Genomic DNA, 21120 nt, shown 5'->3' on the forward strand with positions numbered 1-21120 from the left:
AACATTCGCGCGGGAAACTTGTGACGTCGTCCGTGAGTCAGTGCGAGAGCAATCTGGAAATCCGCGAAGCAGTTCTCGCCCAAATCCAGACATCTCAGAAGAGGTGACCGGCAAAAAGGCTGTAGCAGCTCGGCTGTAGGCGTTTTTGAACCAGGAGCATCGAGCTTCAGGAAGAAGCAATCAGGTAAACCTCAGTCTCGAACTTGCTGCATTGGGAGCGCACCATGGCAAATGCCGTCGTGGGGAAATTTGGGGCTCTGGAGCCCGTAGAAACTGCCACTCGCACCACCACATCCAGCTCTCCTCGCAAGCGTGTCGAAGAGCCTCAGCTGACGCTGAGCTCCGTTGTCGAAAGCCGCAAGCGCATTCTTTTCGTGACCCCGGAGATTTCCGACTTCGTCAAGGCTGGTGGCCTGGGCGAGGTTTCGGGCGCCCTGCCGCGCGCCCTCGCGGCCTCCCATGACGTCCGGGTGTTGATCCCCGGTTACCGTCAGGTGATGGCTGCGATCAAGGACCGTGTGCAGATGGTCGGCCGCATCGCTGCCCGTGCCGCCATGCCCGCCTGTGACATTGGTCGCGTCAATCTGGACGACGGGCTGGTCGTCTATGTATTGATCTGTCCCGAGCTGTACGAGCGCTCGGGCAACCCCTACGGCGACCTGAACGGCGCCGACTGGGCTGACAACCACATCCGCTTCGGTCGTCTGGCCAGCGCTGCCGCTGACTTCGCTCTAGGCGATGCCTCGATTCGCTGGGTACCGGATCTGCTGCACCTCAACGACTGGCAGACTGGCCTCGCCGCCGGCTACCTGCGCTGGAAGGGTGCCACCACTCCCTGTCTGACCACCATCCATAACCTGGCCTATCAGGGCCTGTTCCCGGCCTCGGTCATGGCCGACCTGGACATTCCGGCCCACGCCTTCCAGATGGAAGGTCTGGAGTTCTGGGGCAAGGTCTCCTTTCTCAAGGCCGGTCTGGTCTATGCCGACCATATCGCCACGGTCAGCCACACCTACGCCCAGGAAATCACCACGCCGGAATTCGGCTGTGGCCTGGAAGGCCTGCTGCAGGTCAAGGCGCGGGACGGCAAGCTGACCGGCCTGCTCAACGGCATCGACGATGGCTGGAGCGCTTGCAGCGATCCGCACCTTTGCCAGCAGTTCCACGAATCCGACTGGGACGGCAAGGCGGTCAACGCCGCCCGCATCCGCGAGGAATTCGGCCTCGAGCCGTCCAATGGCCCACTGTTCGCCGTGGTCTCGCGGCTGGTCCAGCAGAAAGGCATCGATCTGACCATCCAGGCCGCCGATCACATCGTCGCCCGCGGTGGCCAGTTGATGATCATCGGTTGCGGCGAGCCCCATATCGAGCGCCAGGTGCGTGCCCTGGCCCTGCGCTATCCGGGTCGCGTCAGTGCCCACATCGGCTTCTGCGAAACCGAAGCCCGGCGGATGTACGCCGGCAGCGACTTCCTGTTGATGCCTTCGCGTTTCGAGCCTTGCGGCCTGAGCCAGATGTACGCCCAGCGCTTCGCTTCCCTACCGATCGCCACCCGCACTGGCGGCCTGGCCGACAGCATCGAGGACGGTACCACCGGCTTCCTGTTCGCCCCGCTGTCGCTGGAAAACTACCTTGGCGCCATCGACCGCGCCCTGGGTGTGTTCGAACGTCAGGGCCTACTGCTGGCCATGCGTCACCGGGCGATGCAGGGACCATTTTTCTGGTCCGAATGCGCCAAGCCCTATGCCTCGCTGTACCTCGATCTGCTCCAGACCACCGCTCACCAGGAGCGTCACGTCGGCGCCTGAGGCTCGATGTGGCTACCAAGCGCTTTTCCTTCGGCAAAAGGCCGACGAAAAGCGCTTCCCCCGCCCAACTTTGAGCAGCTCTCACCGGTCATAACAGCAACTGCGGCCAACTGGGCCGCAGTGTCTTTTCTGCCGTCCGGTTTCGGGAGTTCTCTATCCATGACTGATATTTCGCGCGATGCAGCCGCGGTGACCGGGGGCTATGCCTGGCAGACCCGTGCCGGTGCCACCCTGGTGAGCAAGGACCGCACCCTCTTTCACTTCTGGGCGCCCAGCGCCGACGCCGTGTCGGTGGTCCTGGAAGGTGGCATGACCCTTCCCATGGAAGCCGAGCAAGACGGCTGGTTCGCGGTAGAAGCCCAATGCGGCGCCGGTACCCGCTATCGCTACCAGATCGAGGACCTGCTGGTCCCGGATCCGGCCTCCCGGGCCCAGGCTGGCGACGTGCACGAGCCGAGCATCGTCATCGACCCGACCACCTACCACTGGCGCAGCGTCGAGTGGCAAGGCCGTCCTTGGCACGAAAGCGTCATCTATGAATTGCACGTCGGCACCCTGGGTGGGTTCTCCGGCGTCGAGAAGCTGGTGCCACGTCTGGCCGCGCTGGGCGTCACCGCCATCGAGCTGATGCCGCTGTCGGAATTCCCCGGTGGCCGCAACTGGGGCTATGACGGCGTGCTGCCCTATGCGGTGGAGGCCTCCTACGGCACCCCGGACGATCTCAAGTCGCTGATCGATACCGCCCACACCCATGGCGTCATGGTCTACCTGGACGTGGTCTACAACCACTTCGGCCCTGACGGCAATTACCTGCACGCCTACGCCGAGCGCTTCTTCCGCGAAGACATCCATACCCCCTGGGGCGCCGCCATCGATTTCCGCCAGGACGCCGTGCGCCGCTACTTCATCGACAACGCCCTGCTGTGGCTGATGGAGTATCGCTTCGACGGCCTGCGCTTCGACGCGGTCCATGCCATCAACGACAAGGGTTTCCTCGAAGAGATGGCCGAGGAGATCCGCAGCACCGTCGAACCGGGTCGCCACATCCACCTGATGCTGGAAAACGAAGACAACACCGCGACCCTGCTCGGCGGCAAGCACTACAACGCGCAGTGGGCGGACGACTGGCACAACGTCATCCACCCCATGCTCACCGACGAGAACGAAGGCTACTACCAGGACTTCACCGAAGACGCCACGGCCAAGCTGGTGCGCTGCCTGGGCGAGGGTTTCATCTACCAGGGCGAGCAGACCCGCCATGGCAAGGCCCGCGGTGAACCCAGCAAGGACCTGCCGGCTTCGGCCTTCGTCATCTTCCTGCAGAACCATGACCAGGTCGGCAACCGTGCCTTCGGTGAACGCCTGACCCGATTGGCGCCGGAGCCCGCGCTGAAGGCCGCTACCGCCCTGCTGCTGCTCAGCCCGATGATTCCGCTGCTGTTCATCGGCGAGGAATGGGGCAGCCGCCAACCCTTCCTGTTCTTCACCAGCCACAACGACGAGCTGGCCGAACTGGTCCGCGACGGTCGCCGCAACGAATTCAAGGACTTCGATTTCTTCACCAGCGAAGAGCATCGCCAGCAGATCCCCGATCCGAACGCGCCCAAGACCTTCGAAGATTCCAAGCCCAATTTCGGCGAGGCCGATCAGCCCGACCATGGCGCCTGGCTGGGCCTGTATCGCGAGCTGCTGGAGATCCGTCGCCGGGAACTCTTCCCGCGCCTGGAAGGCGCTCGTGCCGTAGGCGCCGAAGCCCTGGCCGACCGCGCCGTGCGGGCACGCTGGAGCCTGGCCGATGGCAGCCGCCTGACCATCGAACTCAACCTGAGCGAGAACGCCGTGCAGGTGGACGAGGCGCCCCAGGGTGAATTGCTGCACAGCAGCGACGCTGCAGCAACGCCAGCCCGGCAGGACGGTCAGCTGGCTGCCCACTGCGCACTGGTCTGGCTGGAGAAACAGGCATGAGTGGTGATCGTCTGGAACAATTGGCCAAGGCCGCCGGTATCGCCATCGAATGGACTGCCTACGACGGTAAGCGCCAACGGGTGAGTCCCGAGGCGCTGCGCAATCTGCTCAAGGCCATCGAGCTGCCCGCGGACAGTGATGCTGACATCGACGCCAGCCTGCGCAAGCTGGCCGAGGTCGGCGACAAGGATCACCTGCCACCCCTCCTCACGGCCGTGGTCGGTAAACCCGTCGGGACACCTGACCAGTTCAAGCGTGGCGTCCGCTATGAGGTGCAGTTGGAAGACGGCGAGCGCCTGGAAGGTCAGGTAGATGACCAGGGCCAGCTCGCGCCCATCAGTGCCGTCGGTTATCACCAGGCGGAAATAGGTGGTGAAGCCCTGACCCTGGCCGTTGCGCCGGAGCGCTGCTTTACCATCGCCGACGCCACAGGCGACGAACAGGCCCGGCTCTGGGGCCTGGCCGTGCAGCTCTATAGCCTCAGACGCGACGGTGGCAGCGGTGCGGGCGATTTGCAGGGTCTGGTGCAGCTCGCCAAGGCAGCTGCCGGCAAGGGCGCCGATGCCCTGGCCATCAGCCCGCTGCACGCCATGTTCAGCGCCGATGGCAGTCGCTACAGCCCCTATTCGCCGTCGAGTCGGGTGTTCTTCAATGTGCTCTATGCCGCGCCAGAGCTGGTGCTGGGCGCCGAGCCCGTGCGTCAGGCCATGCAGCGTGCCGGCCTGCAGGCGGAAGCCGAGCGCCTCGAACAGCTTGAGCTGATCGACTGGCCGGCGCTGGCCAAGCTGCGGCTGCGCCTGCTGCGCACCCTGCATCTGGAGTTTCGCACCGCCGCCGGCACACTGCGCGAGCGCTTCGAGGCCTTCCGCCGCGACGGTGGCGAAGCCCTGGAGAATCACTGCCGCTTCGAAGCCCTGCATGCCTCCTTCACCCAGGGTAATGCCTCGCCGAGCTGGCAGCATTGGCCGCAGCAGTATCGCGACCCCAAGAATCCTGCCGTGGCTGAGTTCGCCGAACGCCACGCCCAGGACGTGGAGTTCTATGCCTTCACCCAGTGGCTGGCCAGCGAAGGGCTGTCCGCCGCCCAGAAGCAGTGCCGCGAAGCCGGCATGAAGATCGGTCTGATCGCCGACATCGCCGTGGGCGCGGATGGGGGTGGCAGCCAGGCCTGGAGTCGTCAGGAAGAGCTGCTGGCTTCGGTCACCGTGGGTTGTCCGCCGGACCTGCTCAACCAGAAGGGCCAGGGCTGGGGCATTTCCGCCTTCTCGCCCACCGGGATGGTCAAGCACGGCTTCCGCGCCTTCATCGAGATGCTCAGGGCCAACTTCGCGCACGCCGGCGGTGTGCGCATCGATCACGTAATGGGCCTGCAACGCCTCTGGCTGGTACCCGAGGGCGCTTCCCCGGCCGACGGTGCCTATCTCTCCTACCCCATCGACGACCTGCTGCGGCTGGTCGCCCTGGAGTCCTGGCGCCATCGGTGCGTGGTCATGGGCGAGGACCTGGGCACGGTGCCCGAGGGGTTCCGCGAACGCCTGGCCGAGCGCGCCGTCATGGGTATGCAGATACTGCTGTTCGAACGCGACGACAAGGCCTTCAAGCCCGCGTCGGCCTGGTCGGACACCGCCATGGGGATGCCCACCACCCACGATCTGCCAACCCTTACCGGCTGGTGGCAGGGGCGTGATGCCGACTGGCAGGAAAAGCTCGGCCTGCTGCCCGACGGCACCACGCGCCAGGACCGGCTCGACGAGCGCGCCGAGGATCGCCAATACCTGGCCAAGGTGCTGAAGCTGGACGACACCCGCGAAAGTAATGTCGAACAGGCCGTCGACGCCGCCATCGAGTTCATCGGCCGCACCCCTGCGCCACTGATCATCCTGCCGGTTGAAGACGCCCTGGGTCAGCTGGAACAGGCCAACCTGCCTGGCACCACCAACGAACATCCCAACTGGCTGCGCCGCTGGGACGCTCCTGCGGAGCGCCTGCTGGACGCAACCACCCCTGAACGACGCCTAAGCGTGCTGAGCACTGCCCGTAACAATCCGGAGAACACTCGATGAGTCGCTTGCGCGCTACCGTACGCCTGCAGTTCCACAAGGATTTCACCTTCGACGATGCCCTGCCCCTGGTCGATTATTACGCCAAGCTGGGCATCAGCCATGTCTATGCATCCCCCATCACCACGGCCCGCGCCGGATCCGTGCACGGCTACGACGTGGTCGACCCCACCCGGGTCAACCCGGAGCTGGGCGGTGAAGAGGCGTTGCGTCGCCTAGTGGCCCGCCTGCGCGAGCATGGCATGGGCCTGATCGCCGACTTCGTGCCCAACCACACCAATGTGGGTGGCTCGGAAAACGCCTGGTGGCTGGACATCCTCGAATGGGGACGCCAGAGCCGCTATGCCAGCTTCTACGACATCAACTGGTACGGACCGGACCCGGATCTGCAGGGCCAGGTGCTGCTGCCCTTCCTGGGAGATGCCTATGGCAACGTGCTGCAGGCCGGCGACCTCAAGCTGGTGTTCGACGCCGAGCAAGGCGCCTTCCGCGTGGAGTACTACGCCCACCACTTCCCCATCAACCCGGGCACCTATGGCCAGATCCTGCGCGAGAGCGACCTGCCCCAGCTGAGCCTGTTCGCCGACGCCTTCTCGGCGCGTGCCAAGGACCTGGAAGAAGCCCGCGGCGCCCAGCGCCAGCTGGCGGACGCCGCCAAGGACCCGGCCGTGGCAGCCGCCATCGACAAGGCGGTCGCCGCCTTCGACGGTAGCCAGCCCGCCAACCAGGAACGCCTGCACGCCTTGCTGGAAAGCCAGCACTACCGCCTGGCCAGCTGGCGTACCGCCTCGGACGACATCAACTGGCGACGCTTCTTCGACATCACCGAACTGGGCGGCCTGCGCATGGAGCGCCACGAGGTGTTCGAGGAAACCCATTCGCTGATCTTCCGCCTCATCAGCGAAGGCCTGCTCGACGGCCTGCGCCTGGATCACATCGACGGCCTGGCCAATCCCCGTGCCTATTGCCGCAAGTTGCGCCGCCGGGTGGACGATCTCTGTGCCAGTCGTACCGGCGGTGCGCCGGAAGATGGCTTCCCCATCTACATCGAGAAGATCCTGGCCGAAGGCGAGCAACTGCGCGAAGGCTGGGGCATCGATGGCACCACCGGCTACGAGTTCATGAACGAGGTCTCGGCGGTGCAGCATGCGGCCAGCGGTGAAGCGCCGCTGCGCCGGTTCTGGGCCGAGCAGACCGGTCGTACCGAGGACTTCCTCGAAGAGGTACGGGAAGCACGGCGCCTGGTGCTCACCGGCGCACTGTCCAGCGAGTTCGAATCGGCCGTGCACACCCTGCACCTGCTGGCCCAACAGGACTGGCGTACCCGCGACACCAGCCAGGGCGCCATCCGCCGGGTGTTGCTGGAGCTGATCGTGCAATTCAAGGTCTATCGCACCTATGCCGGCGCGGCCGGTTTCGTCGGCGCCGATGCCCAGTGGTTCGATACCGCGCTGGAGGCCGCCCGCCCCCATGTCAGCGAAGCGGAGCAGCCGCTGCTGGAGCAACTACGCGCCTGGCTGGGTGGCGATGCGCCGCGCCACAAGCCGGTGGGCAGCGTGGCCCGACGCGAACAGCGCCGCGCCATCACCAAATTCCAGCAACTCACCTCGCCCATCGCCGCCAAGGCCGTGGAAGACACCGCCTGCTATCGCTCCGCACCGCTGCTGTCGCGTAACGACGTGGGCTTCGATCCGCAGCATTTTGCCCAGCCGGTCAGCGCCTTCCACCAGGCCAGCGGCTGGCGTGCCGAGCACTTCCCGCGCAACATGCTGACCACCGCGACCCACGACCACAAGCGTGGCGAAGACACCCGTGCCCGCCTGGCGGTGGTCTCGGAACGTCCGGAAGCCTATATCGCCCAGGTCAGTGGCTGGATGGATCAGGCTGCTCCTCTGCGCGGCCAGTGGAACGATGCACCCGCACCGACCCCAGGTGATGAGCTGATGCTCTACCAGACCCTGCTCGCCAGCTGGCCGCTAGAGCTGCAGGCCGATGACCAGCAAGGCCTGCAGGCCTATCTGGAGCGCCTGCTGCAGTGGCAGGAAAAGGCCCTGCGCGAAGAGAAGCTGGAGTCCGACTGGTGGGCGCCGAATGGCGACTACGAAGCGGCCTGCAAGGCCTTCCTGGAAGGCCTCCTCACCGACGACAAGTATCTTGCCCTGCGCCGCGAGATCGTTGCCGCCGTCCGTGAACTGGCCCCGGCCGGCGCCCTGAATGGCCTGGTGCAGATGTTGCTGCGCAATACCGCGTCCGGCGTGCCCGACCTCTACCAGGGTGGTGAATTCTGGGATTTCAGCCTGGTGGAGCCCGACAATCGCCGCGCCGTGGATTACGCCCCGCGGCAGCAGGCCCTGGCCAAGCACACTACTGCCGACGCGGCTCTGGATACCTGGCAGAACGGCGAGATCAAACAACAGGTGCTGGCCAGCGTGCTGCAACTGCGCAAGCTGCAGCCACAGCTGTTCACTGAAGGTAGCTACCTCCCGCTGTCCGTTGCGGGCGCCCATGCCGATCAGGTACTGGCCTTCGCCCGTACCTGGGAGCAGCAGGCGGTGATCGTCATCGTGCCGGTGCATGCCTCCGACCTGCTGGAGAACAGCGAAACGTTGCGCTTTTCTGCAGCGGCCTGGGGTGATACCCGGATAAAACTCCCGGAAACCTTGTCCATGTACCGTTTTGGGGAAACTTTCGCCCCTTCGTCTGTCCATGACCAGAAGAAAGAGCTTTCTGTCGGCGAGGTTCTGGCACGTTTTCCGCTTGGATTGCTCAGCACACAAGACATCACTCAAGGAGCCGCACCGCAATGACCCAAAAAGACGAACGCATCCAGCAGCTCGCCTATCAGATCTGGGAGTCCGAAGGACGGCCGGCCCACGAACACGATCGCCATTGGGAAATGGCGACCCGCCTGTACGAAGCCGAACAGGAAGGCGTGGCCAAGAAGACCGCGACCAAGAAGCCTCGTGCAACCAAGACCACTACGGGCGCGGACACGCCCGTGGCGAGCAAGGCCCGCACCGCTGGCAAGACCAAGAGTGGCAGCGAAAAGGCGGCCACCGAGGCGGAAGCTACCGGTGAGTCCGTGACCGAGAAGGTCGAGTCGGCTGCCAAGAAGGTCGCCTCCAAAGTCAAGCAGGCGGTCAAGCCCAGTGCCAGCAAGACCACCGCGAGCAAGACCACGGCCAGCAAGGCCAATGCCGATGCCAACGTCGAGGCTACCGGCGTAGGTGTGGCACCGGCTACGCCGAAGAAGCCGCGTGCTTCCCGGGCCAAGGCGACGACGGCCAAGCCCGCCGCCAGCGAGTGATGTGATGTTCCGGCCTGGCCACTCGGCCAGGCCTTCTCTCTGCCGCCTCGCTGCGGCGTCTGCGTTATCCCTGGTTTTCTGATTTTTCCTGCAAAAACAACGCTTTGTCGGCTCGCCATGAGAGCTCGGAACTGCGCTGCGCCGGGCCTTTCATATGCAGGTAGCCGGATCTGTATCGATTCAGCCACCGGCAGGTATTGAGAGCCGAGTCAGAGCTACTTCCTTCCTAGCTATCCCGAGAGCGTCGAAATGACTTCAACTGAGTCCAACAAGCCGTTAACCGAAGCAACAACTTTCATCAGTAAGTCCAAGTCTCGTGTTCGTGAAGGCCTGCCCTATCCCCTGGGCGCTACCTGGGACGGCTCCGGCGTGAACTTCGCCATCTTTTCCGCCAACGCCACCAAGGTCGAACTCTGCCTTTTCGACGATGAAGGCAAGGAAGAAATCGAGCGTATCGAACTGCCGGAATTCACCAACGAGATCTGGCACGGCTACCTGCCCGATGCCCGTCCCGGCACCCTCTACGGCTACCGGGTACACGGCCCGTACGAGCCGCAGAACGGCCACCGTTTCAATCACAACAAGCTGCTGATCGACCCCTATGCCAAGCAGATCGTCGGCGAGCTGGAGTGGAACGACGCCCTGTTCGGCTACACCATCGGCCACGCCGATGGCGACCTGTCCTTTGACGAGCGTGACAGCGCGCCCTTCATGCCGCGCTGCCGGGTCATCGATCCCGCCTTCACCTGGGGCAACACCACCCACCCGCGGGTCCCGCGTGATCGCACCGTGTTCTACGAGACCCACGTCCGGGGTTACACGATGCAGCACCCGGCCGTCCCAGAAAGTGCCCGCGGTACCTTCTCCGGCCTGCAGGAAAGCGAGGTCATCGACTACATTAAGTCCCTCGGCATAACCTCCGTCGAGCTGATGCCGATCCACTACTTTCTGGACGACAACCATCTGCTGGAAAAGGGCCTGAAGAACTTCTGGGGCTACAACACCCTGGCTTTCTTCGCGCCGCATTCGCGCTACATGGCCAGCCAGTCCATCGGCGAATTCAAGGTGATGGTCGCGCGCATGCACAATGCCGGCCTCGAGGTCATTCTCGACGTGGTCTACAACCACACCGCGGAAGGCAACGAGATGGGCCCGACCCTCTCGCTCAAGGGCATCGACAACGCCAACTACTACCGCCTGATGCCCGATGATGCGCGCTACTACATCAACGATACCGGCACCGGCAACACCCTGAACATGAGCCATCCCTGCGTGCTGCAGATGGTGACCGACTCGCTGCGCTACTGGGCCACCGAGATGGGCGTGGACGGCTTCCGCTTCGACCTGGCCACCATCCTGGGCCGCGAGCCGGATGGCTTCGACGAAGGCGGCGGCTTCCTGCACGCCTGCCGTCAGGATCCGATCCTGGCCGAGACCAAGCTCATCGCCGAACCCTGGGACTGCGGTCCCGGCGGCTACCAGGTTGGCAACTTCCCACCCGGCTGGATGGAGTGGAACGATACCTTCCGTGATACCGCGCGGGCCTTCTGGAAGGGTGACGAAGACAAGATCGGCGATTTCGCGAAGATCTTCCTGGGCTCCGGCGACAAGTTCAACCGTCGCGGTCGCAAGCCCTATTCGTCGGTGAACTTCGTGACCGCCCATGACGGCTTCACCCTGGCCGACACCGTGTCGTATAACGACAAGCACAACGAGGCTAACGGCGAAGGCAACAACGACGGCCATTCCCACAATCTGTCGTGGAACTGTGGTGTCGAAGGCGAGACCGACGATCCGGAAATCATCGAACTGCGCTATCGCCAGATGCGCAACCTGCTGGCCACCCTCTTCCTGTCCCAGGGCACGCCGATGCTACTGGCCGGTGACGAATTCGCCCGTACCCAAGGCGGCAACAACAACGGTTACTGCCAGGACAGCGAGATCGGCTGGGTCAACTGGGAGATCAGCGAAAAGAGCGCCGAACTGCAGGAATACGTGCGCAACCTGATCGACCTGCGCCGTCGCTATCCGCTGCTGCGTCGTAGCCGCTTCTTCACCGGTGCCTACAACGAGGAACTGGGCGTCAAGGATGTCACCTGGCTGCAGCCCGGCGGCACCGAGATGGGCGACGAGCAGTGGCAGGACGGCAGCAACAAGTGCATGGGCATCCTGCTCGATGGCCGTGCCCAGCCGACCGGCATTCGTCGCAAGGGCGCGGATACCTCGCTGCTGATTCTGGTCAATGCTCATTATGACGTGGTGGATTTCACCCTGCCGGAAGTCCCCATGGGCGAGCATTGGTCCCTGCAGCTGGATACCAATCAGCCTGACCTGGATGCCGGCGACGTCTTCAATTTCGGAGACACCTATCAGGTCACCGGACGCTCGGTATTGCTGTTCGAGCTGACCCAGACCAAGCGGAGGAAGCGCCAGGCATGACGAACGCGCAACAGGGTTTTTCGTTCAAGGTCCTGACCATCAACACGCACAAGGGCTTCACGTCCTTCAACCGCAAGTTCATCTTGCCGGAGTTGCGCGAGGCGGTGCGGACGGTGTCAGCGGACATTGTCTTCTTGCAGGAGGTGTTGGGTACCCACGAAAAGCACCCGTTGCGCTTCGAGAACTGGCCGGCGGCGCCGCAGTACGAGTTCCTGGCCGATTCGATGTGGACCGACTTCGCCTACGGGCGCAATGCGGTCTACCCGGACGGCCATCACGGTAATGCGGTGCTGTCGAAGTTTCCCATCGTCAGTTACGACAACTTCGACATTTCCATCGCCGGTCCGGAAAAGCGCGGGATGCTGCATTGCGTCCTGCGCGTACCGGATCAAGGGGTGGATCTGCATGTCATCTGCGTCCATCTGGGGTTGCGGGAAAAGCATCGCCAGATGCAGATGAAGCTGATCTGCGAACACATCAATTCCCTGCCCAGCGACGCGCCCGTCGTGGTGGCAGGGGACTTCAACGACTGGCGCCAGAAGGCCAACGACATCCTTGGCCAGGGCGCGGGACTCGAAGAGGTGTTCATGAAGACCGCAGGGCGGCTGCCCAAGACTTTCCCGGCGAAGCGTCCCCTGCTCTGCCTGGATCGCATCTATACCCGTAACGTCAGCGTCGGTCGCCCACAGGTGCTGGGCAATCAGCCGTGGTCGCACCTCTCCGACCACGCACCCCTGGCTGCGGACTTTCACCTATGAACTTCGAGTGGCGGGACGGAAACCGCATTGCCTTGCTGGAAAACGGCGAGGACTTCTTTCCCCGGGTCTTCGAGGCGATCCGCGAGGCGGAGCGCGAGGTCATCATCGAGACCTTCATCCTGTTCTACGACAAGGTGGGTCAGGGCCTGCAGCAAGAACTGGTGGCGGCGGCCAAGCGTGGTGTCCAGGTGGACATCACCGTGGACGCCTATGGCTCGCCCGATCTGCCGCGTGATTTCATTGATGAGATGGTTCATGCCGGGGTGCGCTTCCGCTACTACGATCCGCGCCCGCTGGTCATGGGCATGAGGACCAACCTCTTCCGCCGCCTGCATCGCAAGATCGTGGTGGTGGATGCCCGCCTGGGCTTCATCGGTGGCATCAACTATTCCGCCGAGCACCTGGGTGACTTCGGGCCGGAAGCCAAGCAGGACTACGCCGTCGAGGTGGAAGGCCCCATCGTCGACGATATCCATCGCTTCGCTCGCGACGCCATCAACTCGCCTGAAGAAACCCACCGCTGGTGGGGCAAGCGTTCGCAGAAGCCGGCCAACAACCGCAACCCGGGCAATGCCCAGGCCCTGCTGGTGTACCGCGACAACGACGAACATCGCGCTGACATCGAAAAGCACTACCTGGAAATGCTGCGCAACGCCAAACGCGAGGTGGTGATCGCCAACGCCTACTTCTTCCCGGGCTATCGTCTGCTGCGGGAGATGCGTAACGCGGCGCAGCGCGGCGTCCGGGTGGTGCTGATCGTACAAGGCGAGCCGGACATGGCCATCGTCAAGGTCGGCGCCCAGATGCTCTACAACTACCTGGTCAAGGCCGGGGTGGAGATCTACGAATACTGCCTGCGCCCCTTGCACGGCAAGGTGGCGACCATGGACGAGCACTGGTCCACCGTGGGTTCGAGCAACCTGGACCCCTTGAGTCTTTCGCTCAATCTCGAATGCAACCTGATCTTCCATGACCACGCCTTCAACCGTGAATTGCGCGGTCGCCTGGAGACCCTGATCCAGCATCACTGCGAGCACGTCGACAGCAGCAAGGTGCCCAAGCGCACCTATTGGCACCTGGCCAAGACGATGCTGGTCTTCCACTTTTTGCGCCACTTCCCCGCCTGGGTCGGCTGGCTGCCCGGTCATACCCCCAAGATCGAACTGGTGAGTCCACCGGTGCAGCCAGAGCTGGAAACCCAGGACCGGGTCGATTCCCCGATTTCAAGGTATCCCCAACGATGAGCAGCCACAGCGACACCCTGGATCACGCCGACGATCAGGAAGACGGGCAGACTGCCGCCAAGCCGCAGAACGGCCGCTGGGTCCTGGCCAAGAAGATCCTGACCTGGGTATTCCTGATCGCGGTCGTGGTGCTGCTGGTGATCTACGCCCGCAAGGTCGACTGGGGCGAGGTCTGGAAGGTCTTTACCGGCTACAAGTGGACGACGCTGGCCATGGCCGGTGGCCTGGTGGTGCTGTCCTACATCATGTACGGCTGCTACGACCTTATCGGTCGGGCCTATTGCGGGCACAAGCTGGTCAAGCGCCAGGTGTTCCTGGTGTCCTTCATCTGCTACGCCTTTACCCTCACCCTGAGCACCTGGGTCGGCGGCATCGGCATGAGGTATCGCCTCTACTCGCGATTGGGTCTTTCCAGTGGCACCATCACCCGCATCTTCTCTCTGAGCATCGCCACCAACTGGCTGGGGTACGTGCTGCTCGCTGGTGGCATCTTCGTCAGCGGTGTGGTGGACATGCCACCCAACTGGTTTGTCGGCGACACCACGCTGCGGCTGATCGGCTTCGGCTTGCTGGCCTTCATCGTCTTTTACCTGGGTGTCTGCGCCTTCGCCAAACAGCGCGAATGGACGGTGCGCAAGCAGCGGCTCGCCCTGCCCTCGCTACGCATGGCTTGCCTGCAACTGCTGGTGTCTTCGATCAATTGGATGGCCATGGCCGCCATCGTCTATCTCTTCCTCGGCCGCCAGGTGGACTATCTGCATGTGCTCGGCGTACTGCTGCTCTCCAGCATCGCCATGGTCATCGTGCATATCCCGGCTGGTGTCGGCGTACTGGAGACGGTCTTCATCGCCCTGCTGGCCAATGACGGGCTCAGCCAGGGCAAGATCATCGCCGCCCTGCTTGGTTACCGGACACTGTATTTCATCATCCCGCTGCTGATCGCTGCGGTGCTCTATTTCGCCTTGGAAGGTCGTGCCAAGAAGCTCAAGGTGAGCAATGATCGGCGCGAAGAGCGCAAGCAGCAGGAAAAGCACGCCACCTGAGACGGGCCTACCGATTATTGGGCTGGTGCATGGAAATCAGCCGATAGAACAGTACCCGTCCGCCCTCGGTGGCGGGCCCTTCCCCGTCGCGTAAGCGGGCGCCCACCTTGAAATACAGGTGATGGTTGCTCCAGGCCTTGTCCAACTGCAGACCCAGATCCCCATTTCGTGAACCGGCACCATGGGCACGTATGGTGAGCACGCCACTGCGCGCCAGCTTGATGTCGTAGCTGAAGCGACTGTTGAGCGGCAGGTGCTCCAACAGAATGACGTCCTTGGGGCTGTCGCTGGGGCTCTCTCGCAACCGGGCGATCAGTTGACCCTGGGCGACCTGCCCATTGCCCGTGGCCGGACTCTCCACCCGATAGACCAGTTGCAACAGCGCTTGAGGCGCGGCCGGTATCGCGGTCTGGTCCTCGATCTGGCTGATGATGACCTCAGGGCGTGACGGCACCTGCTGCACCGCCGCCTCGGCCTGCAGCAGGGCATCCGCCTCGCGGTACTTCCAGGCATAGGCACTGCCGTCCGGACGCGTCTCGCGTAGCTCGGTGGCGGGATAGCTGCTGAAGAGCTGCGGGGTGCCGGTCACCGGGACCCAGAACACCAGCGATCCCCCCTCGCCGCGCGTGAGGTAGGGGCTGCGAAAGGCGCTGCTGTTGAGTTCGGCGGTCTGTACCTGGGCCACGGGCATGGGTACGGGAACCGTCAGATTCCATTCGGCGAGATCGATCATGGGTTTCTCGGTGGCCAGATGCCTGACAAGCATCGCCCAGAACGGGGATGCCTGTCAGCGGAACGCGCCCCGTATGGGGCGCTCCCGGATCAGCCCTGCGGCTTGAACACCAGCAGACCCAGCGGCGGCACTTGCAGATTGAGCGAGGCCGGCTGGCCGTGGGCACCGATTTTCTCGGCCGTCACGCCGCCGCCATTGCCCAAGTTGGAGCCGCCGTAGCGCTCGGCATCGCTGTTGAAGATCTCCTGCCAATGGCCCAGTGCAGGCACGCCCACCCGGTAGTCGTGACGCGGCACCGGGGTGAAGTTGGCGATGACCAGCAGCGGTCGCTGCTGGGCGTCCTTGCGCAGCCAGGCGAAGACACTGTTGCCATTGTCGTCCCCTACCACCCAATCGAAGCCCTCAGGCAGATGATCACGCTCGTGCAGGGCCGGCTCATGACGATAAAGGTGGTTGAGATCGGCCAGCAGCTGCTGCACGCCCCGGTGGGTGCCGTGCTCCAGCAGGAACCAGTCCAGCTCGCGGTCATGACTCCACTCGCGCCACTGACCGAATTCGCAGCCCATGAACAGCAGCTTCTTACCCGGGTGGGTCCACATGAAGCTCAGGTAGGTACGCAGGTTGGCGAACTTCTGCCAGACGTCGCCCGGCATCTTCTCGATCATCGAGCCCTTGCCGTGCACCACCTCATCGTGGGAAATGGGCAGCATGAAGCGTTCGGACCAGGCGTACACCAGGCCAAAGGTCATCTGGTGGTGATGGTACTGGCGATAGACCGGATCCTCTTCCACATAGTGGAGGGTGTCGTTCATCCAGCCCATGTTCCACTTGAAGTCGAAACCCAACCCCCCTTCGCTGACTGGTGCGCTGACGCCCGGCCAGGAGGTGGATTCCTCGGCGATCACCAGGGCACCTGGTGCCTCTTCGTGGACCACCTCGTTGAGGTGACGCAGGAAGGCGATGGTTTCCAGGTTCTCGCGACCGCCGTGGATGTTGGGGATCCACTCACCGTGCTTGCGCGAATAATCACGGTAGAGCATGGAGGCCACGGCATCCACCCGCAGGCCGTCGATGTGGAAGTGCTTGAGCCAATGCATGGCCGAGGCCAGCATGAAGCCATGCACCTCGTGGCGCCCCAGGTTGTAGATGTAGGTGTTCCAATCCTGGTGGAAGCCTTCGAAGGGGTGCTCGTATTCGTACAGGGCGGTACCGTCGAAACGGGCCAGGCCGTGTTCGTCGGTGGGGAAATGCGCCGGGACCCAGTCGAGGATGACACCGATGTCCGCCTGGTGGCAGGCATCGACGAAGGCAGCGAAATCCGCCGGGGTGCCGAAGCGCGAGGTGGGCGCGAACTGGCCCAGCGGCTGGTAGCCCCAGGAACCGCTGAAGGGATGCTCCATGATCGGCAGCAGCTCGATATGGGTGAAGCCCATCTCGCGGACGTAGGGAATCAAGCGCTCCGCCAGCTCGCGCCAATTGTACTGGCGCCCCTCGTCACCCCCTTCGCGGCGCCAGGAACCGGCGTGCAATTCGTAGACCGAGATAGGCGCTTCCACGCCTTGCAACTCGCGACGGCGAGCCATCCAGTCCTGATCGTGCCAGGTGAAAGGCTTGTTGTCGGCCACCACCGAGGCAGTGCGCGGTGGCAACTCCGCCGCCAGAGCGATGGGGTCGGCCTTGAGCGGCAACACGCCGTGCTGGCCGAGGATCTCGTACTTGTAGGCCGTGCCGACCGGCAGGCGCGGGACGAACAGCTCCCAGACGCCACTGTTGGCACGCAGACGCATGGGCAGGCGGCGGCCATCCCAGCTGTTGAAGTCGCCCACCACCGAGACGCGCCGGGCATTGGGGGCCCAGACCGCGAAGCGCACGCCCTCGATGCCGTCGACCTGGCAGCGTTGGGCGCCAAAGGTCTCGCCGAGATTGCGGTGGCGGCCTTCGTTGAACAGGTAGAGATCGGTCTCCCCCAACAGCAGATCGAAGGAATAGGGATCCTCGGTTTCCTGCACGCCGCTGGGCCAGCGGATGATCAGCTTGTAGGGCGCGGCGTACTCCAGCCGCGCGACGAACAGGCCAGGCACCCGCCCGGGCTGCATCTGGGCCAGTGGCCGACCGCTGACGCGATCGACCAGCTCGACACCCAGGGCACTGGGCAGGAAGGCGCGGACGATCACGCCCTCGCCATCGGGATGGGGACCGAGCACGGCAAAAGGATTGCCGTGCTCGCCGCGGGCCAGCGACTCGGCTTCGGCAGCCGAGAGCCGGGCGTCGTCCAAGGGAGCGACGGAGGCGGTATTGTGATCGGTCATGCGCGGGCTCCGGACAAAAGGGTCTCGACGATGGCGGCGACGCCACGTAGCGGGATGTTGATCCAGGTGGGTCGGTTGGCAGCCTCGTAGCCTATCTCATAGACCGCCTTCTCCAGGCTGTAGAGATCCAGCGCCGCCTGCTCGCCCCGCTCGCTCCACTGGTGGCTGATGTCGGCCGCCGCAGCGCGATAGCCTTCCAGGAAGGCCGCGTAGGACGCATTGCGGTAGGTCTCTGCTGCCTTGGCACGCAGTTGCAGGTGCTCTTCCGAGGTATCCGCGCCGGCGTTGCTCGACTGGGTGACCATGGCCGCCGCGTAGTCGAAGGAGCGCAGCACCCCGGCGACGTCCTTGTGCGGACCGTACTTGCCGCGGCGTTCTTCCAGCGACCGCGCCGGCTCGCCTTCGAAGTCGATGAGGATGGCATCGTCCTGGGCCACCAACACCTGACCCAGGTGCAGATCGCCGTGGACACGGATACGCAGACCACCCTCGACGTCGGCGGCCAGGGCCTCGATCCGCTTGGCCAGGGCTTCGCGCTTGCCGACCAGGCGCTGCAGCAGCTCCTTGCCGGTAGCATCGAGCTGGTCGCCCATGCCCTGCAGGGTATCCAGAGCGCCGTCGACCTGGACGCGCACGCGATGCGCCAGTTCCTTGGCCGCCTGGGCGTCCACGGTCTCGGGGGCGAAGGCTGCATCCTCGGTGGGCTGCGCCAGCACCAGATGCATCTCACCCAGGCGCTTGCCCAGTACGCCAGCGAAGGCCGTCAGATCGCCCATGGCGGTGAATTCGTTCTCCACATCGGAGATGCCGCCACTGAGCAGGTCGCGGGTGACGCGATCCAGCCCGTCCAGGCTCCAGGTCCAGGCATCGCCCTGGTTGTGGATGTGCTGCTGGACCAGCATCAGTACGTGCGGCGTGCCATCCGCGGCGACGCGCTGGGCCACGGCGTGGGTCGCCGCGATGTTGGCGAATCCGGCCTGGGCCAGATAACGGCCCATCTCCACTTCCGGATGGATGCCCGGCGCCACCTTGCGGATCAGCTTGAGCATCAGGTGATCGCCGACGATCAGCGAACTGTTGGATTGCTCCACGCCCAGGTGCTTGATCTCGATGTCCGGATCCAGCGCGAAGTCCTCGGCCTGATCGTAGACCTCGAAGCGCAGTTCACCCGCGGGCACGGCAAGCTTGGCGCCCTTGTGGAAGGCGTCGAACACGCCATGCACGAAGCTGGTCAGGGCGAAGGCGTCGGTCACCAGGCCCACGCGGCGCACATGACGGATGCGGGAAATGGCCAGTTGGGTCGCCAGCGGGCTGCAGTGCTGGTCTTCCTCGGCAAGGAAACCCAGGGGCAGCGCATAACGCTCCTCGCCCTTGGCGTTGGTCACCACCACTTCGCTGAACATCACCGGCAGCTTGGGGGTATTGATCTGGGCGGCGTAGTCCAGCCGCACGCCGGTGATGGCCTCGTCCTTGGAACCGAACCAGCGGCGCTTGGGCAGATAGACCGGCAGTACCTCTTCGAAGATGCGGCGCGGCTCGCCGTCGAGCAGCTCCTGCAGATTGCGCTTGATCACTACCGTCTGGTAGTCGGGCATCGGCGCCGGCGGCTCGGTGTGCCAGGCGGGCATCTGCTCGTTGCCAGCCAGGTAGAACCAGTAGAAGCCATAGGGCGGCAGGGTCAGCATGTAGGGCAGCTGGCCGATGGGCGGGAAGGCGCTGCCGCCGATCATTTCCACCGGCACCTGACCGGCGAAGCTGGACAGGTCCAGCTCCACCGCCTGGGCGGCACGGGAAACGTTGGCCACGCAGAGGATGGTCTCGTGCTCACCCTGGGCATTGGTGAAATCGCGCAGGTAGGCCAGGATGCGTCTGTTGGTGGGCGACAGCATCTTCAGAGTGCCGCGACCGAACGCCTTCTGCTGCTTGCGCACGGCCAGCATGCGCCGCGTCCAGTTGAGCAGCGAATGGGGATCGCGGGACTGGGCCTCGACGTTGATTGCCTGGTAGCCGTAGAGCGGATCCATGATCGACGGTAGCACCAGGCTGGCTGGATCGGCGCGGGAGAAGCCGCCGTTGCGGTCGACCGACCACTGCATCGGGGTCCGTACGCCATCGCGGTCGCCCAGGTGAATGTTGTCACCCATGCCGATTTCGTCGCCGTAGTACATCGTCGGGGTACCGGGCATCGACAGCAACAGGCTGTTGAGCAGCTCGATACGGCGACGGTCGCGCTCCAGCAGAGGCGCCAGACGACGACGGATGCCGAGGTTGATACGCGCGCGGCGATCCGAGGCGTAGTAGTTCCAGAGATAATCCCGCTCGCGGTCGGTCACCATCTCCAGGGTCAGTTCATCGTGGTTGCGCAGGAAGATCGACCACTGGCAATTGGCCGGGATCTCCGGGGTCTGGCGCAGGATATCGGTGATGGGGAAGCGGTCTTCCTGGGCGATGGCCATGTACATGCGCGGCATCAGCGGGAAGTGGAAGGCCATGTGGCATTCGTCGCCATCGCCGAAGTACAGCTGGGTGTCTTCCGGCCACTGGTTGGCCTCGGCCAGCAGCATGCGGTCCGGATAGTTGGCGTCGATCTCGGCCCGGATCTCCTTGAGCACCACGTGGGTCTCGGGCAGGTTCTCGTTGTTGGTACCGTCGCGCTCCACCAGATAGGGAATGGCATCCAGACGCAGACCGTCGACACCCAGATCCAGCCAGTATCTCATGATCGAGATGACGGCCTTCATGACCTGGGGATTGTCGAAGTTGAGGTCCGGCTGGTGGGAATAGAAGCGGTGCCAGAAGTACTGGCCGGCGACCGGGTCCCAGGTCCAGTTGGACTTCTCGGTGTCGAGGAAGATGATGCGGGTGCCATCGTACTTCTGGTCATCGTCGGACCAGACGTAGAAATTGCGCGCCGCTGAGCCCTTCTTGGCGCGGCGGGCGCGCTGGAACCAAGGGTGCTGGTCGGACGTGTGGTTGATGACAAGCTCGGTGATCACCCGCAGGCCACGGGCATGGGCCTCGGCGATGAATCGCTTGGCATCGGCCATGGTGCCGTAGTCGGGATGGATGCCACGGTACTCGGCGATGTCGTAGCCGTCATCGCGGCGCGGCGAGGGATAGAACGGTAGCAGCCAGATGGTGTTGACGCCCAGGCTGGCGATGTAGTCCAACTTCTCGATCAGGCCGGGGAAGTCGCCGATGCCATCGTTGTTGGAGTCGAAGAACGACTTCACGTGCACCTGGTAAATGATCGCGTCCTTGTACCACAGCGGATCGTCGATGAAGGCGGCAGGTTTGCGGGAACGAGCTTTATTGGGTTTTGCCATGTCGTCAGGTCCTTAACAGGGCGTCTGAATCAGATACGTGCGCCGGTCGTCCATGCCGCCCGGCGATGGAGATGGATCGGACCAGGCACGCTGGGATATCTCCCGCTGCCTGGTCGACCCGTCTGAGA

Annotated in this window: 12 protein-coding genes; 9 read left to right on the forward strand and 3 right to left on the reverse strand. The window is 63.9% G+C overall.

Annotated elements, in window-relative coordinates; translation table 11 throughout:
• Positions 1-224 precede the first annotated feature (224 nt).
• The 9 genes from glgA (at position 225) to C722_RS0107700 (ending at position 14624) form a co-directional block, all read left to right on the forward strand.
• Positions 225-1808 (forward strand): glycogen synthase GlgA, encoded by a 1584-nt coding sequence (gene glgA / locus C722_RS24730; RefSeq protein ID WP_051226141.1) that lies wholly within the window; start codon positions 225-227, stop codon positions 1806-1808.
• A 159-nt stretch (positions 1809-1967) separates the two neighbouring features.
• Positions 1968-3773, forward strand: a complete 1806-nt coding sequence (treZ, locus tag C722_RS0107665; RefSeq protein WP_017639942.1) for a malto-oligosyltrehalose trehalohydrolase — start codon at positions 1968-1970, stop codon at positions 3771-3773.
• Positions 3770-5836 (forward strand): 4-alpha-glucanotransferase, encoded by a 2067-nt coding sequence (gene malQ / locus C722_RS0107670; protein ID WP_017639943.1) that lies wholly within the window; start codon positions 3770-3772, stop codon positions 5834-5836. Before treZ ends, malQ begins: the two co-directional genes overlap by 4 nt.
• A complete protein-coding gene (gene treY, locus C722_RS0107675) occupies positions 5833-8640 on the forward strand; it encodes a malto-oligosyltrehalose synthase (protein WP_017639944.1) in 2808 nt (935 codons plus the stop codon). Before malQ ends, treY begins: the two co-directional genes overlap by 4 nt.
• Entirely contained in the window at positions 8637-9140 is a 504-nt protein-coding gene (locus tag C722_RS0107680) for a DUF2934 domain-containing protein (RefSeq protein WP_017639945.1), read from the forward strand. The genes treY and C722_RS0107680 overlap by 4 nt, the downstream gene beginning before the upstream one ends.
• Positions 9141-9389: 249 nt before the next feature.
• Complete coding sequence (glgX, locus tag C722_RS0107685) at positions 9390-11579, forward strand: glycogen debranching protein GlgX (protein WP_231893088.1); 2190 nt, start codon at positions 9390-9392, stop codon at positions 11577-11579.
• Positions 11576-12337 (forward strand): endonuclease/exonuclease/phosphatase family protein, encoded by a 762-nt coding sequence (locus C722_RS0107690; RefSeq protein ID WP_017639947.1) that lies wholly within the window; start codon positions 11576-11578, stop codon positions 12335-12337. Before glgX ends, C722_RS0107690 begins: the two co-directional genes overlap by 4 nt.
• Entirely contained in the window at positions 12334-13581 is a 1248-nt protein-coding gene (gene clsB / locus C722_RS0107695; RefSeq protein WP_017639948.1) for a cardiolipin synthase ClsB, read from the forward strand. The genes C722_RS0107690 and clsB overlap by 4 nt, the downstream gene beginning before the upstream one ends.
• Entirely contained in the window at positions 13578-14624 is a 1047-nt protein-coding gene (locus C722_RS0107700; protein ID WP_017639949.1) for a YbhN family protein, read from the forward strand. Before clsB ends, C722_RS0107700 begins: the two co-directional genes overlap by 4 nt.
• A 7-nt stretch (positions 14625-14631) precedes the next feature.
• On the opposite strand, the gene C722_RS0107705 is transcribed toward C722_RS0107700, so the two are convergent.
• From C722_RS0107705 to treS, 3 genes are all read right to left on the reverse strand, one after another.
• A complete protein-coding gene (locus tag C722_RS0107705) occupies positions 14632-15357 on the reverse strand; it encodes a polysaccharide lyase family 7 protein (protein ID WP_017639950.1) in 726 nt (241 codons plus the stop codon).
• An 89-nt stretch (positions 15358-15446) separates the two neighbouring features.
• Positions 15447-17666: a 1,4-alpha-glucan branching protein GlgB gene (glgB, locus tag C722_RS0107710; protein WP_017639951.1), complete on the reverse strand. Its 2220-nt coding sequence runs from the start codon at positions 17664-17666 to the stop codon at positions 15447-15449.
• Positions 17663-20992 carry a maltose alpha-D-glucosyltransferase gene (gene treS / locus C722_RS0107715; RefSeq protein WP_017639952.1) on the reverse strand — a complete coding sequence of 1110 codons (3330 nt, stop codon included), beginning with the start codon at positions 20990-20992 and terminating at the stop codon, positions 17663-17665. Before treS ends, glgB begins: the two co-directional genes overlap by 4 nt.
• Positions 20993-21120 lie beyond the last annotated feature (128 nt).

Origin of the sequence: Pseudomonas sp. 313, from assembly GCF_000316965.1 — a bacterium.
GTDB classification, from domain to species: Bacteria; Pseudomonadota; Gammaproteobacteria; order Pseudomonadales; family Pseudomonadaceae; genus Chryseomonas; species Chryseomonas benzopyrenica.